The organism is Limisalsivibrio acetivorans (assembly GCF_000421105.1).
Classification (GTDB): Bacteria; Chrysiogenota; Deferribacteres; order Deferribacterales; family Geovibrionaceae; genus Limisalsivibrio; species Limisalsivibrio acetivorans.
This window is the reverse complement of sequence record NZ_ATWF01000001.1, coordinates 779230-802598: the sequence shown is the minus strand read 5'-3', so window position 1 is coordinate 802598 and position 23369 is coordinate 779230. Positions and strand designations below refer to the sequence as shown.

Below are 23369 nucleotides of genomic sequence, written 5' to 3'. Positions count from 1 at the left end.
TGGAATACGTACTTGATACTATGCTATATTAATAAAAGATAAATAAAAAGCTAATCTTTGGAGCTTTGTTATAATGGTCGATGAAACACATATGTCTGAAAAGCTTAAGCAGCTGAGAGAGAGGGCTCACGAACTTCTCAAGTCTAGGGATAAGGATCCTGAGGGTTTTGTTAAGCCTGAAGATGTGCAGAGGCTCTCAGATGAGTTGCTTACATACCAGACCGAACTGGAGCTTCAGTATGAAGAGCTTCTTAACACTCAGGATAAGCTCCAGAGTGAGAAGGATAAATACGAGGTTCTTTTCGAGGAAACACCGGCAGGTTATGTGATTCTGGATTCTAAGGCAATTCTTCGAAGTATTAACAATTCCTTCTGCGAAATTGTTGGTGTTAAAAAAAATATTGCACTCGGTAAACCTTTTATCGTTTATGTTATGCCTGCGTTTCATGCCATTTTCTTTGAGAAGCTGAGCATGACAACATACTATAACCAAGAGGATTTCGAGCTCAAAGTTAAGCTGAAGAACAGCGATTTCCGCTGGGTTAAATGTTCAATTAAATATCATTTCTCTCAGGATGGTGAAAAGTTTTATCTTATGTCCCTTGCGGATATAGATGAGATAAAGTCTCTCCATACAGAGCTTGAACATAAGAACGAGAAGCTTGAGACCCTTAATACATACCTTGAAAAAAGGGTTCAGGAAGAGACAGAGAAGCGTCTGCAAAATGAGCAGGTTCTGTTTGAGCAGAAGAAATTTGCCGATATGGGGCGTATGGTGAATGCCATTGCCCACCAGTGGCGTCAGCCCTTGAACAGCCTTGGTATGCTTGTTCAGGGTTTTTTCTCCGGAGATCTTGACCTTGATGAGCAAAAGGACTACGAAAGGATCGCCATGGAGCTTATCATGCATATGTCCAGCACCATTGATGATTTCCGCAACTTCTTCAAGTCCTCACCCGATGACCTCTGCTTCGATGCCGCTTCCTCCCTGGTTCAGTCCTTCACCCTAATCCAGCCCCAAATGACCAAGGACGGCATAGACTTCAGGCTTATGTTCAAGAAGGATGGGGGCTCCATACTGCACACCGATCCGGACTTTGATACCGGTCATTTCAGCCAGCATAAGATATACGGGAGCTCATCGGAGTTTAAGCAGGTAGTGCTCAACCTTGTGCAGAACGCCGCAGATGCCATAAGGGACCAGAAGCAGTCGGGGCGTATAGATGTAACCGCCTCCTATGATGATGGCTACCTGAACGTATCCTTTGAGGACAACGGGGGCGGAATACCAGTTAAGCCTGTTAACCGTGTCTTTCAGCCTTATTTCACCACAAAGGAGGAGGGCAAGGGTACGGGGATCGGTCTGTATATGTCGAAGATTATTATTGAAAACCATATGAAAGGGCGCATTAGTGTTATGAACACCGCTGTGGGCGCTAAATTTGTTATCACACTCCGCATAGTTGATGATGCTGAGGATGTTTGCTCCAAATCCTGAGATTACCTCCCCCCCCCCGTTGACAGCATAGACATGCTTCTTATGTTTTGAATTGCAGATTATTAATACGGGAGGCGAATTATTATGAGTAACGTTGAAATGACAATTCTAGGCAAGAGCGGAATCGAAGTGAGTAAGGTATGCCTCGGAACATGGGCCATAGGCGGCTGGATGTGGGGCGGATCCGATGAGAAGGAATCCGTTGAATCTATCCGCAAGGCCATCAACAACGGCATAAACTTTATCGATACTGCGCCTGTATACGGTTTTGGCGAGTCCGAGCGGGTTGTGGGCATAGCCGTCAAGGACCATGTGGACAGGTCGAAGGTGGTTCTTGCCACGAAAACAGCCCTTGAATGGACCGATGACGGTGTATTCAGAAACTCCACGCCCGAAAGGATACGCAAAGAGGTTGAGGATTCCCTCAGAAGACTCCAGACAGACTACATAGACCTTTACCAGATTCACTGGCCCGATCCCCTAGTACCCTTTGAGGAGACGGCAGAGACTCTGGATAAGCTCATGCAGGAGGGGAAGATCAGAGCTGCCGGCGTAAGCAACTACTCACCCGAACAGATGGAGGCCTTCACTAAAGGTGTTCCGATAACAAGTGTCCAGCCACCTTATAACCTCTTCGAAAGGGGTATTGAGGATGATGTTCTCCCCTATGCGAAGAATCACGGCATAACTGTTCTGGCTTACAGCTCCATATGCAGGGGAATGCTTTCCGGAAAGATGAGCGAAGGCAGGAACTTCGAAGGTGATGACCTCAGAAAGGTGGACCCCAAGTTCCAGATGCCCCGTTTCCGTCAGTATCTTGATGCGGTGGACGAGCTGGATAAGCTGGCCAGAGAGCACTACGACAAGACCGTACTCGAACTGGCTGTCCGCTGGGTGATTGAGCAGGGTGCAATACCCCTTTGGGGTGCGAGAAAGCCCCATCAGCTCGATAATATCCAGGAAGTCTTCGGATGGTCCATCTCGCCACAGGATATGAAGGAGATCGACAATATCATCGAAAGAAATGTGAAAGACCCTGTAGGGCCGGAATTTATGGCTCCACCCTCAAGGAAATAGGATATATCAATTAGACGCAGAGAGCCGCCTGAAAAGGGCGGCTCTTTTTAGTCGTAATATTGGGAATTCTGTGTATAAGTAAATGATTACTTGATACTCTTGTTGTGTCAGCCGAGGGTCGTAAGGTTTTATATCGGTATTTATTAACTGCTTAAGTCAGGGGTGTTCTTTAGATATGGAAATTGCTTTTGCTGCTGTTATTTTTGGTCTTTTACTGCTTGTTTGGAGTGCCGACCGTTTTGTTGAGGGAGCAGCCTCCACCGCCCGTCATTATGGTATGCCGCCTTTGTTGATCGGCATGGTTATTGTGGGTTTCGGTACATCCTCGCCGGAGATGGTTGTTTCAGCCCTTGCCTCTCTGCAGGGTAACCCGGGTATCGCACTGGGTAACGCTTACGGCTCGAACATCTCAAATATCGCCCTGATTCTTGGTGTGACAGCATTAATAAGTCCTATCGCCGTTCATTCACAGGTATTGCGCAAGGAGCTCCCTATATTGGCGGCTGTTACAGCACTTGCCGGATTTCAGCTGTGGGATGGTGAGATCACACGCTTTGATGCTTTGGTTCTTCTGGCTGTACTCTGCGGACTGATGGCTTGGACTGTATGGCAGGGGCTCAAGAAGAATGAAGATTCGTTAGGTATAGAGGTTGCTCAGGAGCTTACTGAACGTGCAATGCCTCTTCGCAGGGCTTTATTCTGGCTGGTGGCCGGCTTGGTACTGCTTGTCGTCAGTTCACGCATTCTCGTTTGGGGAGCGGTTGAGATCGCAAACGCTTTTGGAGTAAGTGATTTGATAATTGGCCTCACCATCATAGCAGTGGGAACATCTCTTCCGGAGCTCGCCTCGTCCATAATAGCCGCCCGCAAGGGTGAGCACGACATCGCCCTTGGGAATGTGATCGGGTCCAACCTTTTCAATACGCTGGCTGTTGTTGGCATCGCAGGAGTTATCCACCCCATGACGGTTGCGCCGGAGGTTTTTAAGCGTGACATGATGGCGATGGGTGTGCTTACGCTGTCTCTGTTTATCATCGGTTACGGGATAAAGGGGCAGGGGCGCATAAACCGCATAGAGGGGGGATTACTCGTTGCTTTCTACGCCGGCTATACGGTCTACCTTGTGAGTACGGTATTTGCCTAGAAGTATCCGTTTAATTAGTGCTTAAACGCTCACTCCCTGCCCATGAAACACCTGTGTTGTGTCCCAATAGGCTTTTCCTGTGCTAAAGAGAATGATTGCTTCGGTTGATAAAGTTTAGGAAAGATAAAAGGCGACGCCCGGAATCGAACCGGGGTACACGGCTTTGCAGGCCGCTGCCTAACCACTCGGCCACGTCGCCGGAAAATATAAAAAAAAAGCGGGTGACCGGACTCGAACCGGCGACCTCAACCTTGGCAAGGTCGCGCTCTACCAGCTGAGCTACACCCGCGTGAGGGAGATATATATACCTAACAGCTACCTGATTGTCAATAAGTAGTTTCGCTAAAATTTAATATTTTTATGATTTTTTTTAACCACCACTCCAAGACCCGCCTCAAACAAGGGCTAAAGCATTTTCCCTAAACGGAATAAACGACGTTGTCAAGATAGTTTTGAAGCTCCTCTGCCAAAGCGGAAGCACCTGAGTTATCCCTGTTGTCTGCGGCTGTTTCCAATTCTTTGCCTATCCTGCTGATTTCGAGGAACCCGTAGCTTGCTCCGGTCCCCTTCAAGGTGTGCCCAAGCCTTTTCAGTTCCTCAAACTCACCCTCGGAGGCAAGGGTATGAATCTTTGAGCAGTCCTCCTTCCTGCGCTCTAGGTATCCCGGGATCATATCTGCAATCTCTGCATCTACCTTAACCTCAAGCCTGTTCACAGGCTCTTCATCGGGAAACCATGTGTGGGCGGATGCGAACCACTGTATCATGAACTCCTTTAAGTCCTTTTTCTTTAGCGGCTTGGCGAGATATCCATTGAAGCCCATCTTCTCGGCGTTTTCCAAATCCTGCCTGAGTGCATCAGCGGAAAAGCCGATTATCGGCACCTTCTCCAGACCTTTCTCCTCTTCGTATCTCCTTATAGCCTCAAGTGCCTGCATCCCATCCATAACGGGCATTCTTATATCCATGAAGATGAGGTCGAAACTTTTGTCCTTGTATCGTCTGAAGGCCTGCAGGCCGTTCTCAACGGTTGTGAGTTTGACAGGGGTGTCTTTGAGGTAATGCATGAAGATATTTCTGTTGTCAGGATCATCCTCGGCCAGAAGGATCTCGGGTGTTTCGTTCATTATCTCATCAATGGTTTTCTCTGCGGATTCCTGGACCTCCTCCTCGGAAGGTCTTCCGCCTCTGAGGGTGAAGGTAAAAACGCTCCCTTTGCCGGGTGTGCTTGCCGCATTAAGCTCTCCACCCATAAGCTCTACTAGGTTTCGCGATATGGAGAGCCCGAGTCCTGTCCCGCCGTATTTCCTGTTTATACTCGCATCGGACTGGGTGAATGTTTCGAAAATCTTTTTGAGCTTGCTGTTATCTATGCCAATACCTGTGTCGAAAACATCGAAGCGAAGGATATATTCCTCGTCCTCTTCAATGAGAACACCTTCGACGTCGATCCTGCCTCTCTCGGTGAACTTGACCGCATTCCCTACGAGGTTCACAAGTACCTGCCGAAGGGCGTTTTCATCACCTGATATAACCTCGGGGAAATCGGCTGACACCTTCCACGAAAGCTTAATCCCCTTTTGGGCTGATTTATGGCTGAGAAGGGAGCAGACCTCCTTAACAACCTTGGTGGGTGAGTAGTTTCTGTTTTCTACCTCGTATCTGCCGGATTCTATCTTTGACAGGTCGAGGATGTCCCCTATGAGAGCCAGGAGACTGTCGCCGGCACCGCTTATGGTTCTGAGCCGCTCAAGCTTTTCAGGATTCTTTTCATCCTCCTTTAGGACTTCCACCATACCGGTGATGATGTTCAGGGGTGTTCGTATCTCATGGCTCATCATGGCGAGGAAGTTTGATTTTGCCTTGTTGGCATCCTCCGCTTCTTCTCTGGCTTTTTTGGTAAGCTCATCCTGTATCTTCCTCTCGGTTATATCTCTGATTATCCCTGTGAAAAGCCATTCATCACCGTATCTTGCTCTGCTAAGAGAGATCTCTATAGGGAACTCCGAACCGTCGCTCCTTTTTCCCATGATATCCCTCAGCAGTCCGGTTGTTTTAGATTGCCCGGCCTGGGTACTTCTGTCGATAAAATACTGATGATTCTTTGCCACCGAAGGGGGCATCAGTATGGAGATGTTTCTTCTTTTAACAGTGCCCGCTTTGTATCCGAAAAGTTTCTCTGCAGCGGGGTTGAAGGTAACAATCTCACCCTTTCCATTAATAGTGATGATCCCGTCCTCTGCTTTTTCGAGGATATTTTTGAACCGCATTTCGCTTTTTTCGAGCTTCTCTTTTGTGTGTTGAACCTCTTCCAGTGTTCTGCTGAGCTCTTCGTGGCTCTCTTTTACCGTTGAGGACATTCTGTTGAAAGCGTCAGCGGTTCTGCCCAGCTCATCATTCCCTTTAACGGGGATTTGGTATCCGTATTCACCGGAGGCTATCCTCTCCGCACCCGTTCCCAGGTGGAGAACCTGACGTGTCAGAATATGCCCGAGGAAAAAGGAGAGCAGGGCTGTAACGAGGAGTTCAGCTGCTATGAGAGCATATGCTTCCTCTTTAACTTTGTTGAGGGATGCGTTAAGTTCCTCTTTAGAGAAGCCTATCTCTGCTGTTCCGTACTCTGTACCGAAAAGCTCTATTTTTCTTTCCATTCTTATAAGGCTTTCTGCCGGCGTTGTGATAAGCCCTTCCTCGGAGAGGATAAGTCCACGGTTGTTGAATATCCTGGCGTAGGCTATCTCGTTATCCTCTGCTATAAGCCTTGTAAGCGAACGCAGGTTTGCGAGATCACCAGCGACAATATCATCCAGAGCGCTCTGGGCGTAGAGCTTTAAGGTAAACTCCGCCCTGTTTTCAAATGAAGAGTTCTGCGTATTTGAAATAAGGTTTAAGATAAAGGCGTTCATGCTCAAGAGCAACAGAGCCTGAACAATAAGTATGCCAGCAGCGGTTTTTAGGCGGAAGGACATCTACTTCTCCAGCAAAGATTTGAGATTATTCTTACCAAGACTGCGTATATCGTTCCAGTCCTCATCGGAGGCGGATATGAACCCTGCTAGTCCTGCATTATCCAGAAGTTTACGCCCCTTTATATCCATGTGGAAACTTAGCATCGCACCCTTCAAACTATCAAGCAATTCCTCTTTGGTATCACCCCTGGCTGCGAAGGCGTGGGGGGTGAAGCTTTTAGTCTCTGCAAGTATCCTGAGTTCGCCGGAAACAGATGCATCGACCTCATTGAAGGTTCTTCGAATCCCCCCTCCTGCGTCATGGATACCCCCTGCCACCGACAAATACACGGAGTCGTGGGAGCCGACGTAGTCTGAACTGTGCGGGATTCCCATTTCACTTAGCATGGAGCGTACGAGCATGCTGGCGGCAAATGCTCCTGTGGAAGGGAATGCCAAGTTTTTTTCTTTGAGATCATGCAGGCTGTTGTAGGGCGAATCACTGGGGACAACCACAATACCAACGATACTCTTGTCCCTTTCCCTGGCGAAGGCTCTATAGCCTGATATCTCGTGGTAGGTGATGTAATGGTAGGGGTTCATGTACGCAATATCGTATCCGCCTTCGGCGAGCCGCTTTTCGAATTCCGGTATGCTCGGGGCGGTTTTCAGTGTCAGCTTAACCCCTGAGCGGGTACTGAGTTCGTTGATGAGGGGTGTCCATTTCTTCAGGATTGTGTATGTGCTCTGCTGGGGCACAACACCGAAGCTCAAAGCGTTTTCACCCCATGCGCAGGAGAAGCCGATAAGCATTACGGTTATCAAAATAAAGCACATACGTTTCATATCCATTCCTGTTAAAGCTGTTTTCAGGATAAGTATATCAGTTATGGATTAAAACTTGTAACACGATTGCCTCGGGTTATAATAGATAGAGATACAAGTTTTGCACGAGAGGTAGTTTGATGAACGTTATATATAAAGTTGACAGTGATGCAGTGATACAGGATATAGGCGGTTCCTGGGATTTTTTCGCAAAGGAGAACGAAGGTCCGCATCTGCTCAGCAGTAATGTTGTGGGCACATCCTTGTGGACCTACATTATCGATTCATCCACTAGGAAGTTGTATCAGGATATAATCGTTCGTGTTCTTGACACCGCAGAGCCTGTGAACTTCCGTTACAGGTGCGATTCCCCCGGCATGAAGCGTTTCATGAATATGAATATAACCAAGGAAGGGACAGGGGTTCTCTTCAACAGCTCCGTGGAAAGGGTTGAGACGAGAAGCCCAGAGGTTTATTTCAGCATTAAGAGTAAGTCCCTCGCAAAGATAATTAAGAGGTGCAGTATATGCACTAAGCTTAATGACGGTACTGGGTGGAAGGAGATAGGTCCCTGGCTGAGCGAAGGAAATTTTGATAACGATGACATAAACTTGAGCGTTATGTACTGCGTATGCGAGAAATGCTCCCGCTCTATCAGGACAATCCCCGGCAGGCAGACCCTCTATACGGGTGTGGATTCCCGTAGATAATTCAGTCCTGTTAATTTTTTAGCGTTGTTTGCACCCCGAGGGGATGTTATTATATACTCCGAAGGTGATGAGCCGCACTGATGTTTTAATGCGGTAATAAATCTGTCATTCGGAGTGAACATGCATATCCCGATTCTTAATGATATAACGATAATCTTCCTTTTTGCCGCCCTCAGTCTGCTTATCTGCAGCAGGGCAAAGATACCTGAGATACTTGGATATCTGGCCACTGGTATCCTTGTGGGGCCGAACGGACTCGGACTCATCCATGCCGTTCATGAGGTCGAGATGATGGCGGAGATAGGTGTTGTACTCCTTCTCTTCACCATCGGCCTTGAGTTTTCCCTCGCTATGCTTATCTCGCTTAAGCGTCCGGCACTCTTAGGCGGTTCGCTACAGGTGGGGCTCACCATGGGACTTGTGACAGGGGGAGCTTACTTCTTCGGCATGGATTTCCCCCTCGCTCTGTTCATGGGTATGATGGCCTCCCTCTCCAGTACTGCCATAGTGCTTAAGGCACTGGCCTCCAGGGGTGATATCGATTCCCCCTACGGAAGGATATCCGCCGCAGTTCTTATCTTTCAGGATATTGCTGTTATCCCCATGATGCTCGCTGTGCCTATGCTTGCGGGGCAGGGTGGTTCCGGTGCTGACATGGGGCTTCTTCTCCTCAAGGCTGTGGGGATCGTGATCCTTCTCTTCTTCGGCGCAAGAACCATAGTGCCGAGGCTCCTTTACCATGCCGCCTCCTCAAGGAACAGGGAGCTTTTCCTGCTCACCGTTGTCCTTGTCTGCCTCGGCGTTGCGTGGATAACCTCCTCTGCGGGGCTTTCATTGGCACTTGGCGCCTTCCTTGCGGGAATAGTTGTGAGCGAATCGGGTTACGGCCAACAGGCCCTTGGGGATGTTGTGCCCTTCAAGGATGTCTTTACCGGTTTCTTTTTTGTTTCCATCGGTATGCTGCTTGATCCCGAAGTGGTTATGGCAAAGCCGGTTATAATAATCGCCGCAACAGCAGGAGTTGTCCTGATTAAGTTTATTATCATGGGGGGCGTTGTTAACCTGATAGGCTATCCGTCCAGGGTCGCCGTTCAATCCGGTGTATCCATGGCGCAGGTGGGTGAATTCTCCTTCATCCTCGGTGCGGCTGGCGCTGCTGCCGGACTCCTTGATGACAACCTTTATCCGGTTATAATCGCAGTTACGGTTCTCTCCATGGCGGTAACCCCCTTCCTTATGGATTTTGCACCCCGCCTTGCAGAGCTTTCCCGTAAACTCCCCATCCCTTCCAGCCTGCAGAAAGGGTTTTTCTATAACCCCGAGGATGCGAAGGAGCATTTGAGCGACCATCTCATAATCGTCGGTTTCGGTGTAAACGGACGTAATATTGCGGAAACAGCCACCAAGGCAGGCATAAAATACATGATCATTGAGATGAATCCCGACACCGTCCGCAAGGAACAGGAGAACGACATACCGATATTCTTCGGCGACGCCTCCCAGCCTGCTGTGCTGGAGCATGCGCATCTGGAGAGTGCAAGGGCCATCGTAATAACGATACCCGATCCCGTTGTGGTTCGAAGAACCGTGGAGACGGCGAGGAGGGAGAACAGCACCATACATATCCTTGCTAGAACACGCTATCTTTCCGAGGCGGAACCGCTCAGGGAGCTTGGAGCGGATGAGGTTGTTGTTGAGGAATTTGAGACATCCGTTGAGCTGTTCAGGCTTATCCTGCGCAAGTATCTTGTTCCGAGAGAGGATATAGATCAGCTCATCTCAGGGCTTCGTCAGGAGAACAGATCCAATGCAAGCTCACCCGAGGACGGAGCCACATGTATAAACCTTGCGGGCATGGATGTGGAGAACATTACTGTTCCTGTCGGATCCCAAAAAACGGGAAGAAGCGTGCGTGAGCTTGATATTCGATTCAAGTTCAAGGTGAACCTGCTTGCTGTACGCCGGGGGGGAGAGATTATCCCCAATCCGGGAAGCGACTTCATTCTTGAGGATCGGGATGTCCTCGTTCTTCTCGGCGAGCCGGAGCATCTGACCAGATTCGCAAAGACCCTCTAGAGGATCATATGGATGTTAACTCGATTCTTATCTTTCTCAGCGGTTTCCTCTTCGGTGGTGTAGCCTGCACAAGGATAGAGGGGTGGCTTATCATAAAGAAGCTTGGTGAGAATCCCGATCCCGAAGAGGGGAGAGCCTTCTATTCCAAGCTTAAGCATGGGGGCGTGTTCATCTCCGTATTCTTCCTTACGATCCTTTATTTCCTGTACCCGTCACCATTCCTTTTCGGACTGTTTGCAGGGTACGGCTTCTTTGCGTTTAAACCGGGGGCTTGAGACCATGGCAAAGGAAACACTGAAGAAGAACGGCGGCTTCAATTTCTTCAAAAACTTCTCCTACGCTCTGCAGGGGCTGGCGGAGGTTGTAAAAAACGAGACCTCCTTTCGTGTGGAGATAGTAGTCTTTCTCATATTTCAGGCGGGTGTTTTTATTGCCCCCCTGTCCTTTATTCACACTGCTCTTATGAGCACATCCCTTTTCATTCCCATCGTTGCCGAGCTGGGCAACAGCGCCGTTGAGCGAACTGTGGACCTTGTCACACAGGACTACCATGATCTTGCCAAGAAGGCCAAGGATGCGGCGAGTGCCATGGTTTTCATGAGCATTGTTTTAACCACGGTTATATGGATTTGGGTCCTTGCTGATATAGTTATTAATAGTTAGGGGCAATTTACCTTTATTTACTTAACCCGGGTGGTATTATAAGAATAAGTAATATTATCCTGAGGTAGCATACCATGGAAAATCGTAAAAGAATCAGTAATGTCAAATATATAGCATTGTTTATCTGTATGTTTTTTATTTTAACTGCCTGTGGCGGCGGTGGTTCCGGAAGCTCATCGGGCAAGGATGTCTCCGTCTCGCTAAGCATAGGAAAGCTCTTCCCCGATAAAGATATAAGGGATACGAGGGCGAATGTTGGAGGGTACGAGGTTGAGGAGCTTATCCTTAAGGTTAGCGCTCCTGAGTTTGAGGGAGTTCGTCTTGATCTCACCCAGGCTCTCAATGAAGGTGATCAAGAGGTTGAGCTCACCCTCACAGCCGGCATCACATATCTTTTTACCATAGAGGCTTACGGTGCCGAAAACCTGCTTCTCTGTTCTGGGAGTGAATCTGTTTTTGTTGCGGCGGACTCCATTGTGGAACTCACCCTGCTTTGTGCACTCCGAATAGAGTCGGAGCTTGATGAGGATGATGTTGAGATCCTCATGGAGTTTGTTCAGTTCGAAAACCTTCAGGAAACAAAGGATGTTATGAAGGATACGGTGGACGCAGTTAAAGCCGGACTGAGCCTTAGCGATATAAAGAAAGCCGTTGCCGAGGCGAAGCTGCTCGCCGCACAGAGATATCCTAGAGTTGCGGATCAGGCCGCCTACAACAGACTTGTGCAGAGCCTGATCAAGCTTTTCCGTGCAAGCCCCGAGGCGCTCACTGCGTTCAGCAACTTTGTAGACAGCTTAGACAACACCGCCGAGCTAGAAGCGGCTGCTGAGATAATAGAGAACATCGATGAAGAGGGTCTCAAACCGGAGATTTTTACCGAGCCCCAAAGCTCGCTCAGCTTTAATGATACCTACGCAGGTGAAAACACCCAGCCCTCCACGGTCATAGTTTATAACAGCGGAAACTACCGACTTGACGTTTCCGGCATAACCCTTTCGGATACGGTTAACTTTGTCCTGAACCCTGACGGCGGGGTCAACCCCTGCGGTGATGGTTCTTTCAGATTGATTCCCGGTGAGAGCTGTACGTTCAGCGTTACCGGCTCACCCCAGAGTGTCGGCTCCTTCAGCGGATCCGTATCCATATCCTCCAGCGATGCTACCAACCCGAATCACACCATATCCCTCAGCATGAACGGTCTCCAGCCCCCCGATTCGGATATAGTTACTAATCCTGCATCTATAGATTTTGAAGCTATCTATGAGAACACCGAAGCTGAGGAGACATTAACTCTCAGGAATGACGGCGCACAGCCGGGAACCATCGAGAACGTTATAACGGATACCGGAGTATTCAGTGTCTCCGGCTGGGAAGGGTGCGGAACCCTTGAACCGGGTGCGGAGTGCAGTTTCGATGCTGTATTTGCCCCTGAATCTGTCGGTACATATACAGGCAACCTCATTATAACCAGCCGTGGGCTTGAGGTTCAGACGATTAATGTTGCACTGCGTGGTGTGGCAGAACCCACACCCCTGCCTGAGATAGTTCTGGAACAGAGTTTCTACGATTTTGGTCAGGTGAAGGCGACCCTCTCCGACACAGCACAATTCAGACTCAACAACACAGGAACGCTTGCGGGGAGTGTAACAGATTTTATATCGAGCAACAGCGAGGTGTTCAGCGTAACCGATGCTGATAACTGCACTATCATAGAGCCCGGTGACAACTGTACTTTTACCGCAGTATTCACACCCCCCGCTGAGGGAGCGTATACGGGAAGTATAGAGATAATCGCACCCCTTTCCACAGCGGATAATCAAACCCTTAGCCTTGCAGGAGAGGGTCTTCCTGAACCTGCGCCCATAGTATCTGCGGAGCCCATGTCTGTAGATTTCGGACACCTTTTCGCTCATGAGACCGCCACGGATAACATCACCCTCAGCAATATTGGAGATGCACTCCTTAAGGTTGACAATATAACAGCAGACAGCGAGAACTTCTATGCGGATAACATCTGCCCCGAGGTACTCCCCGGGGATAACTGCACATTCCCCGTTGCCTTCGCACCAGAGCATGCGGGTAATTTCACCGCCATACTCAGCATAAGCTCAAACGACCCCCTAAACCCTGTTTTCGGGATAAACCTTGAAGGAAGCGCTGAAGCCTCCCCTTACCCTGACATCTTTGTGGATAACAGGACACTGGACTTCGGCACTGTTCGTGTTACAGAGAGTTCAACCCTCCCCCTTGTAATTGAGAACGTAGGCAAGGAGGAGCTCAGCATCTACGGTTATCAGATAATCGACAACGGCTCCTTTTCCTATGATGCGGAGTGCTCTCTGATCCTCCCCGGTGAATCTTGCACAAGCCACATAACCTTCGCACCGCAGGAGATCGGCGATAAAGAGGGTGAGCTTATCATAAGCAGTAACGATAACAGCGACGGCGAATACAGTATAAGCCTTTTCGGTTATGCGGATGAGCCCCCTTCTGGAAAGCTGACACTGTCGCCTCCGGAGTATGATTTCGGTGAAGCGGCTGTGGGGAGTTCTGTAGACCATACATTCGAGATCCGAAACGACGGCGAGGCACCTTTTAACGTTACCTCGATCGCCTTTACCGGAGATTTCTCTGCAACACACAACTGTACGAACCTTCCCGTATCCTCAGCCTGCTATGCGGTTGTTTCCTTTGAGCCCTTAACAACGGGGGCGAAGACGGGAACAATGACGGTGAGTACGGATCTTAGTGACAACGGAACGGCTGTCTCCAACCTTTACGGCACTGCAACGGATCAGCCCGCCTCGATATTCACAGTCTCCCCTGCGTCCATGGATTTCGGTACGGTGGGGGTTGAAACAACCCATACCCAGAACGCTACAATAACCAACGACGGCAACGACAATCTTACCGTAAGCTTCGACAATACGGATCTCACTGTATTCACCCCGTATGACGGCGGAAACTGCGCAGAGGAGATACCCCCGTCCGGTTCATGCACCTTCAGCGTGGACTTTGGTTCCAGTACCGAAAACACATACAGCGAGACCTTGTACATTCATACGAATGATCCCGATAACGCCATCTTCAACTACGCTCTTTCCGGTGCTACAGACAACGGACTTGACCCCAACATAAGCGTTAGCCCTGTAAGCTACGACTTCCTGTCGGTTAAAACAGGAGACACCTCTGGAGGAAGCATAAACGTAACAAACTCCGGCAATGACGATCTCACCGTTTCCAGTGTAAGTATCGCTGGCTCATCGGACTTTACATACTCGGACAACTGCGATGTTCTGATACCAAGTGAAAGCTGTGTGATAAGCGTTACCTATGAACCTGTTGGGACAACGGGAGCGAGGAGTGCCACTGTAAGCATTAACTCCGATGATCCTGATACGCCAACATCCACGGTATCCCTTGACGGTTATGCGGTGGAGGCCGGGACATTCACTGAGTTCGTCTTGGGTGAGAGTAAAGAGATAAACGTACTATCCAAATCAGGCATAGCGGCATGCAACAACGGTCTTGCCCATGCAGTTTACGGCGGTCAGGGTGTTATGCACGCCTACTTCCACAGTGGAACGTGGTATACCCAGGATATCGGTGCAACAGTACCATCGGGATACTATATCGGTTATACGGCCATCGCTGTGGACTCAAAGTGCTTCCCCCATGTTGTCTATCAGGTTACGAACGGCTCCGACGGCGATGTTTTCTATGCCACAAACAGGACAAACTCTGGTCTTTGGGAGCATCATACCGTGGAGAGTGACGGAGATGTGGACGGGGCGAGTGTAACCGTACAGGTTGACAGTTCCGGAGGCATACATGCGGCCTATCAGGATGCCACCAGCGGATTCCTTAAATACTCCTTCTCCACTGATTCGGGCGCATCCTTCTCTACCGAGATACTCGATGACAACACCGATGCAGGTGCCACGGGTGTTGATGTGCAGATGGACATCGATTCCAGTAACGTCCTGCACCTGACCTACAGCACCGGTTCGCAGGTTAAATACCTCTTCGGAACAAGCGGATCATGGAGCACCGGACAGGTACTTACGTCTACGGGAACATGCCCCTCCATAGCTGTAGAGGGAACGGATAACATGTACGTGGCATGGCGGGATACCGTCACCGATTACATTAAATTCTCCTCCAGCGCAACGGGGTGGATGAATGGAGATATAGATGTATCCGGTTCCTACGGATGCCCGGCCCTTGCCGGAGGTAACCTTGTTCATGTTGCTATGAGTGCCCTGGACCACAGCCTTATAACCTATAAGAAATACGACTCGGGTACGTGGGGCAGCGATTACAACCTGTCCTCCGCAGGACCGCTCTTCTCCTATGCAGGGGATGTATCCGGCATAGTCGCAGCGAGCAATATCGATGATGTTTATACCTTGTATATTGATAAGGCGGATCTGAACAGCGAGAGCTACTACTCCGCAGCATGGCAGGCGGAGGAGAGTGTGGACAAGATGCACAAGTATAATGAAAAAACCCGTGTATCTGTGGATGTTAACGATGCTCTTGATGAGGTGTATGTCCTTGCCAGCGACCAGATCTCTCCCGACAATATAAGGGTAATGGAAACGAACAATGTGAGCGGTAACGAGTATACATCGGAGTATCTTCTTCATAACTCCAGCTCATCCGAGCTCAAGAGCCTGGCTATGAAATTCGACGGAACGGGCATTGATGCATGCACTGTGATAACAGACGGCTCCTCGGCGAGCTGGCTTAGCTATATTGAAAATACCGGTGATAAATCGATGAATTTTACATCTGTAGACGGGTTTCCCTATTGTGATATAGCGTCAGATGGAGCCGCAGGGAGTGTTCTGGCATACGTTGGAACAGGCTCAGTTGTCAGCAAGGCGGAATGCAGCGGTATCAACTGCAATGCGACTGGTCTTGCTCTGGTTGCGGGTGCTAACAGTCAGGTGAGCATTGTGAGGGGGAGTACAAAAAACTATATTGGATACTATAACAATTCCAGTACGCTCTCCCTCGCCGATACCGTAGACTCGTTGACAAATGTGATAGCATCAACGAGTGGCGATGGTATTGATAACTCTATGACCGTCGGCTCCGGCGGTCAGATAATGGCAGCTTTTACTAATGCATTGAATGAATCACTGTACTTCTATGAGTGCCCTGTAGGAGGATCCTGTGCCTCTACGCTTTTGGCAACTCCTTCGACGGTTATAACAGGCCCCAAGATCGATAGAGACGGTTCAGATTTCTACCACGTTGCCTTCTATGATAACGGGGTGCTTAAATACGCCACAAACTCGGACAACTTCGCCTCTGCATATGTGGGCACACTTTCGAACAAGGCTGTCAGCAACGGTTACTCCATGTACGATCTGGCGGTAAATGCCTCCTCAAACACCGTACATGCAGCCTATCAAGACGGTAAGTCGGTTATCTACTCTACGGATGCCCTTGTGCCTGTGCTCGGTCTTTCGCATATAACAGCAGCCTTCGGCCCCGTTCCCCAGTATTCATCATCGAACCCGCTGGAGGTTACCATTTCCAACAACGGAGTCAACGACATGAATGTGAACATATCCCTTGAGGATTCAACAGAGTACGGCATGGAGACCGGGTATTCCTCAAGTGCATGCGATACAAACAGCTTTACTCTGAAACCCCAGAAATCATGCACGGTTAAGCTGAGATATAATCCAAGTCTGGCAGGGGGAGCGCACCCTACCAGGTTTGTTGTGGATACCGATGCACCCTTTGGTGCAAAGGGGTACATTAACCTCTACGGCGTTGCGACATCTATGTAGCATGGAATAGGTTTATATGAAGAAAAGCCTCATTGTTTATCTGTTGTTTACCGTTGTACTAACATCATTCTGTGTTGCAGGGCTTGGTATATATGAGACAGGAAAGCGCAACCAGAGGCTCACCGAGGGGATTATAACGGACATAACCCTTCAGGTGGGTAGTAAGTTCAAATCATTCGACATCCTGCTTTCTAAAAGTGAGGAAAAGATAAACGAACGCATAGAGGAGAACCTGCCAAAGGTTTATGACAGCCTTAGTAAGCTTCAGGGCTCACCTAGTGATATACCGGAGAAAACCCTGAGAAAAACTGCGGCGGAATATGGTTTTGATGAGGTATACCTTGTTAATCGTAAAGGGTTTATCGTAAACACAACGTTCCGCAAGGATATGGGGCTTAATCTATTTGAGGTGTCCGCTCCGCTCAAGGCACTTCTCACATCCATTTTCGGTACGGGCAGGATCCATATAGATACCTACGGTGTATCCTCCCTCACCGGAACCCTCAATAAATACGCCTATTACGGCCCCTCCAGATGGGACTATATTATCGAAGTCTCCGTCCGCATGCGTGAGTATATCCGCCGAACCTTCAGTGAAAGCTACAGGGATTACCTCTTCAAGGACTACTTCAACGAACTTATAGAGATGAACACATACCTGCAGGAGCTGGACATATACAGCTTTAATAATGTAGGACAGTGGTCACTCCTTAACGAAAACAAGCCTCTGAGCCCCGAAATAAAAGATGCTGTTCTGAAGGAAGGGGAGTACCGCTTATATGAAGACGGTATAGTTCACGTATATACACTTATGAATCCCGCCGGGCTGCAACGCTCAACACTGGCACGTGAGGGTATATGTATCTATACCGTGTTTGACTTTTCTCCCATCTCTGCCGCAGTGGCATCAACGGTGGCCAAGCAGGCGGCTGTCGCCATTATTCTCTGTCTGTTACTCATTCTTCTGAGCTCAATATTCATCAAGAAATACTTCATGGATAGGATCGTGGCCCAGAAAAAGCTCCTTGAGGATATCGCAGGGGGAAGCTATTTCGTAGACGATCTACCCCCTTCGGGTAATGATGAGATCTCCAGTATAACAAGGCTTATCCACGAACTGAGCGAAAAGATTCGAGAGCGGGAAGCCGCACTCAGGAGAATGAATTCGGAGCTGGAGATAGAGGTAAAGGAGAAAGAAGAGGCAGAACGCAAGCTCTTGTACGATTCAAACCTGCAGAGAATACTCGCCCGCATTCGCTCCGTTGAGCCCGAACAGGGGGAGGCGAAGCTCTGGGAAACCTTTCTGCAGAGCACCATTGATATCTACGGCTTCGTTATGGCCTGGTACGGTAGATACGAAGATGGGAGGGTAACACCGGAGTACACCGCCGGAAAGGGGGACAAATACCTCAATGGGTTAATCCTTGAGATAAAGGAGCCCGAATCGGAGGATGCGAAGTGTGCCATGAGCAGGGCGATTCTTGATCAAAAGCCCTTTACATATGCCAATCTTGCTGAGGACCCGGGTTTTGCCAAATGGAGGGATTATGCCATTGAGCTTGGGTATGCTTCCAACTCCGCCATACCATTCACTATTAAGGGGGCGTCCGAGGGAGGAGTGATGTTTTACTCCGACAGGAAGGAGACCTTTACGCCAGAGCTTTTGAAAGCCCTTGAGTATCTCTGCATGGAGCTTGGCCGGATCGTTCAGTATTTCAGGGAGCATAACTCGGCGAAAGAGGAGCTTATTGAGGCAAAGGAGACTGCAGAGCAGGCTAGCAGAGCCAAATCCGAGTTTCTGGCGAATATGAGCCATGAGATAAGAACCCCCATGAACGGCATTGTGGGGATGCTTGGTCTTCTGAGTGAGACACAGCTCGATGCCCGACAGAGGGAGTACACCGGTTATATCCGAAGCAGTTCAGACCAGCTCCTCTCAATCCTGAACGATATTCTGGATTTCTCTAAGATCGAGGCTGGAGCCATGGAGATAGAGAGGGAACCATATGTTCCGGGGCATATCCTGCGTGATATTGTGAAGATGATGCGCTTTAAGGCAGCGGAGAAAGGGATAGAGATCACACTTCAGCTTTCCGAAGAGCTGGAAAAGGTTTATTCCGGTGATGCAAGACGTTTGTGGCAGATACTCCTAAATCTCACCGGCAATGCTGTAAAGTTTACCGAAGAGGGCTCTGTGGCCCTTGATGCAAGGCTGGACAGGAGGAATGGTGCCCAGTATCTCCATGTAGAGGTAAACGATACGGGGATCGGCGTTCCTGAAGGGATGGAGGAGGATGTCTTTGAGATGTTTACCCAGTCGGATACATCCCATACAAGACGGTTCGGCGGAACAGGTCTCGGTCTTGCCATATCCAAACAGCTTGCTGAGATGCAGGGTGGAAGCATAGGCATGAAGAGGCTTGAGAACGGCTCATGTTTCTGGTTTGAGGTTCTTTTGGAGGAATGTGATAGCCCCGTTGAAGATAAGCGGGTTGTTAAATCTCCATTAACTGGTAAAGGGGAGGGGCGTATACTTGTTGCGGAGGATAACGCTGTGAACCGTAAGCTGTTCCTTTTGTTGCTGGGTAACATGGGCTTTGATGTTATCACGGCGGAGAATGGTAAGGAGGCTTTGGAAGCCTTTATTAATGACAGCTTCGACCTGGTACTTATGGATGTACAGATGCCCGGAATGGACGGCTACGAGGCTACCGCTAAGATAAGGGAACATGAAAAAAACAACGGACTCCCCCACTGTCCGGTGGTTGCGGTAACAGCACACGCCATGAACGGGGATCTTGAAAAATGCCTAAACGCATCGATGGACGACTACATAGCCAAGCCTGTTGAACAGGCGGGGCTTGAGAAGGTTCTCTCAAAGTGGCTTGGTCTTTAATCCAGAGGGAACTTTATGGTGAAAAGAGCGCCTTTATCGGTGTTATGAGCAGATAACTCCCCTCTCATCTTCCCCTCAACTATCATCTTTGACATATAGAGGCCTATCCCTGTGCCTTCCTCACCTTTGGTTGTGAAGTATGACTGGAATATGTTCTCAAGGGCATCTTCGGGTATTCCTCCACCGTCATCTGAAACCCTTATAAAGCCTTCGTTACCTTCTTTCTCAATGGTTATCTCTACTCTACCCACGTTTTTACGCTCTCTGGGGGGCATCTGGAAACGTTTGGATAAAACGGCGTCCTTTGCGTTTGTGAGAAGGTTCAGGATAACCTGCTTAAACTCGTTGGGGTATCCTTTAACCGTCAGGTCGTTTTCCGGTGATGATAGCACGGTGTCGATCTTTGTTTTCTCAAACTGTGGTGCAAGCAGTGCGATAACGTCCTCAACGGCCTTGTTTATATGGAAGGACACCTCACTCTTCCCCGGTGTGAAGAAGTTTCTGAAATCCTCTACCGTATGGGCCATAAAGGATATCTGCTTCATGATTTCCCTGACGTATCCGCTCAGCTTCTCCTTTGTGAGTTCTTCGAACTCGTAATCATCTTCTATGAGCTGGGTATAGAGACTTGCGGAGTTAAGGGGCTGTTTCCACTGATGGGCGATGGCGCCGATCATTTCACCAAGTGCGGCAAGCTTAGACTGTTGTACGAGGAGCTGTTCCTGCTCCCTCTGGAGCTTTTCAACGCTGTTTTTTTCTGTTATGTCTGCGAAAGAGTACACTGTGATATGCCCGTCCTCCTCCAGGTTAAGCTCTCCGAAACTTACGAGCAGATCGGCACTCCTCCCATCCTTCATGGTAACGGCCCATTCAACAGAGGATGTGTTTTCGTCCACAGCCTTTGTTTCGTGGATCGTCATAACCTCTTCGAGGCTCATGCCGGTGAGCTTCTCTTCGTTTATACCGGTGATGTCACAGAAAGTTTTGTTAACCCTCAGGAATCTGTTTGATGTGTCAGTCAGGCATACGCCGAAGGCGGCGAAATCGAAAACAGAGGAGAGGAGACGTTCGTTTCTGCGAACCGCAACCTCAGCCTTTTTTATCTCCGTTATATCGTGGAGTGTGCCGATAATTCTAGGTTCAGCGTTCTCCGTGCCGGGGAAAAACCGGCTCTGTATATGCAGTATTCTTTTCTCGCCTTCGGCTACATTTAACTCAGCATATATATCTGTGCCGGAGTCCTCCCCGCTGGAGTGAGAGAATGCCTTTGAGATCCTTTCCCTGTCTGCCGGGTCGAAGAGAGCGAGTAGCATTTCCCGTTCGATTATATTGTCGTTGCAGTTTTCTAAGCCGGTGATGTTGAATACCTCTTCCGAAGCCCGCAGTATGGTTTCATCCTGTACTATCTCCCAGCTGCCGATACCGGCGATCTCCTGGGCAAGGCTAAGCTGTCTGCTGCTGCTCTCAAGCTTGTCGTTGGTTTTCTGCAGCTCTTCGGTTCTTTCGCCGACGATTATCTCAAGAACACGGTTCGCATCACGCAGTATCTTCTGGTAGTTCTCCATGTCTGTGATATCGGTGAAGGAGACGATATACTCCCCCGCCGTCATCGGGAGGATCCGGAAATCGATTTGGTAGGTTCTGATAGCTCCATCCCTTGCGGAGCGCATCTTGACCTTGCTATCAAGACCTATGGAATAATTCTGGAAGACCTCTTCCAACCATCCTTCCCGTGTTTCTCCGGTAATAGTGTTTTCGTCCGGCTCGAAGTAGTCCGTAATGACACTGAGGTTATTGCTGTAGTCTTCCAGTGACTCATAACCGGTGAACTCCAGAAAGCTTCGGTTGCAGTTGAGTATCTTTTCACCATCCGTAACAACGATGATGCTAGCCTGGAAATCGAGAACCTTCTGGAGGTAGTCCCTGTTCTTCTCAAGCTCTTCGTATATGCGTTTATTCTCTGTAATGTCTTCCACAGTGGCTATGCAGTAAACCGGGTTTGCGTCTCTGTCCTTGATGAGGGAGGCCCGCATTGTTCCCCAGAAGCTTTTGCCTTCGGGCGGAGTAAACAGAAGCTCTTCGGTGAAGTTTTCTATCTCCCCACTAAGAAGGCCTTTGTGGAGCTCAAGGCATTTCTTTTTATCTTCATCGGAAAGGAAGCTGTCGAGCCTCGTACCTGTCACCTCGTCTGCACCGAGCTGGAGCATATCCTGGAAAGCTCTGTTGGATATAAATATATTCTTGTCCATATCCATAACAACGATACCGCTTATGCTTCTGGCGAAGACAGCACGCAGGAATGATTCGTTCTCCTCCAGCATCTTCTGTGTTTCGAAGAGGGGGGTCTGGTCATATATCATTATCAGTGCGTGTTTCATTTCCTCATCTATAGGGGAGATTACAACATTCTGCTTCATGTACTCATAGACGGAGTTGGTGTATTTTGCAGATTTGATCTTGAGAAGGTATCCGTGGGAGCCGGCATCGTAGTATGTATGGGACTTAAGAGCCCTCATGGAGCGGATCTTACGTTTGAGCTGGTTTACATTAATCTCAGGAAAAAGCTCCTGAAGTGCTTTGCCCGTAACTTCACTTCTGTCCATGGAGGTGTGCGCCTCCATCCATTTGTTCCAGTAGCACACCTTAAGCTCATCATCAAGGATGAACGCCCCGTTGTGTATGGAGTCCAGAAAGTATTCGGGATCAGCTTTAAACTTCATAATTCTCGATAAAGTTATCCAGAGCCTCGGTGAGGCACTGGAATGAGCCCTCCTTCATGAGGAAAATGAGGAGTCCTTTCACCTTTTCCTCCTCAAAGTCCATGACCGTTTCTACAACTATAACCTTTGAAAACTTGTCTGTCTTGTATTCTGCAACCTTTGCACCCTTTTTTATCTCAACTTTCGGGGGGTGAAAGAAAACATCAAGCTCAAGGAGTTCAGCAAGCTTGCCTATGCAGGCTGAGGTGAGGATATTCGAAAGCTCATGGATACAGCTCCTTACATCATCCTCATTTTCAATCTCAATATCATCGAAGTTCATGAATATGGAGGCTACATTCTTAGAAGAGGTTTCATCGATCATAAAAATGCTTTCGCCGTCCATCCTGTTCAGGAAAACCTGTATGGATACATAGTACCTGGAACCGGGGTCTGTCTTGCTGTTTATGAACTCCGGGAGTTCGTCCACGTCAAGTACCTCGATCTTTGGTACATGGAGGGTTGCCTGGGTTTCGATGCTGTCTGAAATGATTGAGGTGGCAAGACCATAGGAGATGTTCATGATCTCACCGAGGGCATCAATATGGTCTTCGCTTAGGTTGGTTTGGTTCATCTGATCTCACTGTGTGTTTAAGGAGTTAAGGGCTTCTTTCAGCTTTTCCGCTGTGATCGGCTTGTTGATAACAACATCTGCACCGAGGAGAACAACCTCCTCCTTTGTTTTCTTCTGTATATCCGCTGTTATTACTATGACGATACTCTTGATTCCACTGGATTTGATATTCCCCAGAACGTCCTGTCCCCGAATTCCAGGAAGGGTAAGATCCAGGAAAACGAGCTCTGGCTCCTCCCTTTTATGGATCTCTAAGGCGGTTTCGCCGTTATCAGCTTCGAAATGGGTAAATTCGCCGTTAAATATGGAAGTAAAGTGTTTAAGCACACCCCTCCTGGCAAACTTGGAATCATCAATAATAAGTATCTTCATTTACAGTCCTGGTTTCATGA

General features: G+C 48.8%; 14 protein-coding genes and 2 tRNA genes. 9 read left to right on the top strand and 7 right to left on the bottom strand.

Translation table 11 applies throughout. The features are described 5' to 3' along the window. Positions 1 to 91 precede the first annotated feature (91 nt). From K300_RS0103800 to K300_RS0103790, 3 genes are all read left to right on the top strand, one after another. Positions 92 to 1498, top strand: coding sequence for a PAS domain-containing sensor histidine kinase (locus K300_RS0103800; protein ID WP_162139847.1), 1407 nt, complete (start codon positions 92 to 94; stop codon positions 1496 to 1498). Positions 1499 to 1582: 84 nt separating this feature from the next. After that, positions 1583 to 2575: an aldo/keto reductase gene (locus K300_RS0103795; RefSeq protein ID WP_022850338.1), complete on the top strand. Its 993-nt coding sequence runs from the start codon at positions 1583 to 1585 to the stop codon at positions 2573 to 2575. A gap of 175 nt (positions 2576 to 2750) precedes the next feature. Beyond that, positions 2751 to 3719, top strand: a complete 969-nt coding sequence (locus K300_RS0103790) for a calcium/sodium antiporter (RefSeq protein ID WP_022850337.1) — start codon at positions 2751 to 2753, stop codon at positions 3717 to 3719. Positions 3720 to 3847: 128 nt separating this feature from the next. Here the strand turns inward: K300_RS0103790 and K300_RS0103785 are convergent. The 4 genes from K300_RS0103785 to K300_RS0103770 all read right to left on the bottom strand — a co-directional run bounded on the left by K300_RS0103785 (position 3848) and on the right by K300_RS0103770 (position 7513). Next, positions 3848 to 3918 (bottom strand) — tRNA-Cys (locus tag K300_RS0103785). A gap of 17 nt (positions 3919 to 3935) precedes the next feature. Continuing rightward, a tRNA-Gly gene (locus K300_RS0103780) sits at positions 3936 to 4008 on the bottom strand. 130 nt (positions 4009 to 4138) lie between these two features. After that, the gene (locus K300_RS15980; RefSeq protein ID WP_022850336.1) at positions 4139 to 6688 is read right to left on the bottom strand and encodes a hybrid sensor histidine kinase/response regulator; all 2550 of its coding nucleotides are present in this window, start codon (positions 6686 to 6688) and stop codon (positions 4139 to 4141) included. Further along, complete coding sequence (locus K300_RS0103770) at positions 6689 to 7513, bottom strand: phosphate/phosphite/phosphonate ABC transporter substrate-binding protein (protein ID WP_022850335.1); 825 nt, start codon at positions 7511 to 7513, stop codon at positions 6689 to 6691. 119 nt (positions 7514 to 7632) lie between these two features. Between K300_RS0103770 and K300_RS0103765 the strand changes: the two genes are divergently transcribed. The 6 genes from K300_RS0103765 (at position 7633) to K300_RS15975 (ending at position 19644) form a co-directional block, all read left to right on the top strand. Next, entirely contained in the window at positions 7633 to 8202 is a 570-nt protein-coding gene (locus K300_RS0103765; RefSeq protein WP_022850334.1) for a hypothetical protein, read from the top strand. Positions 8203 to 8322: 120 nt separating this feature from the next. Next, positions 8323 to 10278 carry a monovalent cation:proton antiporter family protein gene (locus tag K300_RS14465; protein ID WP_022850333.1) on the top strand — a complete coding sequence of 652 codons (1956 nt, stop codon included), beginning with the start codon at positions 8323 to 8325 and terminating at the stop codon, positions 10276 to 10278. Between the two features lie 8 nt (positions 10279 to 10286). Beyond that, positions 10287 to 10553, top strand: coding sequence for a hypothetical protein (locus tag K300_RS0103755; protein WP_022850332.1), 267 nt, complete (start codon positions 10287 to 10289; stop codon positions 10551 to 10553). A 4-nt stretch (positions 10554 to 10557) separates the two neighbouring features. Beyond that, positions 10558 to 10941, top strand: coding sequence for a diacylglycerol kinase (locus K300_RS0103750; RefSeq protein ID WP_022850331.1), 384 nt, complete (start codon positions 10558 to 10560; stop codon positions 10939 to 10941). A gap of 128 nt (positions 10942 to 11069) precedes the next feature. Then, positions 11070 to 16748 carry a choice-of-anchor D domain-containing protein gene (locus K300_RS0103745; RefSeq protein ID WP_162139846.1) on the top strand — a complete coding sequence of 1893 codons (5679 nt, stop codon included), beginning with the start codon at positions 11070 to 11072 and terminating at the stop codon, positions 16746 to 16748. Between the two features lie 16 nt (positions 16749 to 16764). After that, on the top strand, positions 16765 to 19644 hold the full coding sequence (locus tag K300_RS15975; protein WP_022850329.1) for a response regulator: 2880 nt from the start codon (positions 16765 to 16767) through the stop codon (positions 19642 to 19644). Here K300_RS15975 and K300_RS15970 read toward each other — a convergent pair. The 3 genes from K300_RS15970 to K300_RS0103725 are packed head-to-tail and all read right to left on the bottom strand — an operon-like array spanning position 19641 to position 23349. Then, entirely contained in the window at positions 19641 to 22364 is a 2724-nt protein-coding gene (locus tag K300_RS15970; protein WP_022850328.1) for a PAS domain S-box protein, read from the bottom strand. The two genes, K300_RS15975 and K300_RS15970, sit on opposite strands and share 4 nt — an antisense overlap. Further along, a complete protein-coding gene (locus K300_RS0103730; protein WP_022850327.1) occupies positions 22354 to 22977 on the bottom strand; it encodes a hypothetical protein in 624 nt (207 codons plus the stop codon). The genes K300_RS15970 and K300_RS0103730 overlap by 11 nt, the downstream gene beginning before the upstream one ends. Positions 22978 to 22983: 6 nt before the next feature. After that, positions 22984 to 23349: a response regulator gene (locus K300_RS0103725; RefSeq protein WP_022850326.1), complete on the bottom strand. Its 366-nt coding sequence runs from the start codon at positions 23347 to 23349 to the stop codon at positions 22984 to 22986. Positions 23350 to 23369: the final 20 nt, after the last annotated feature.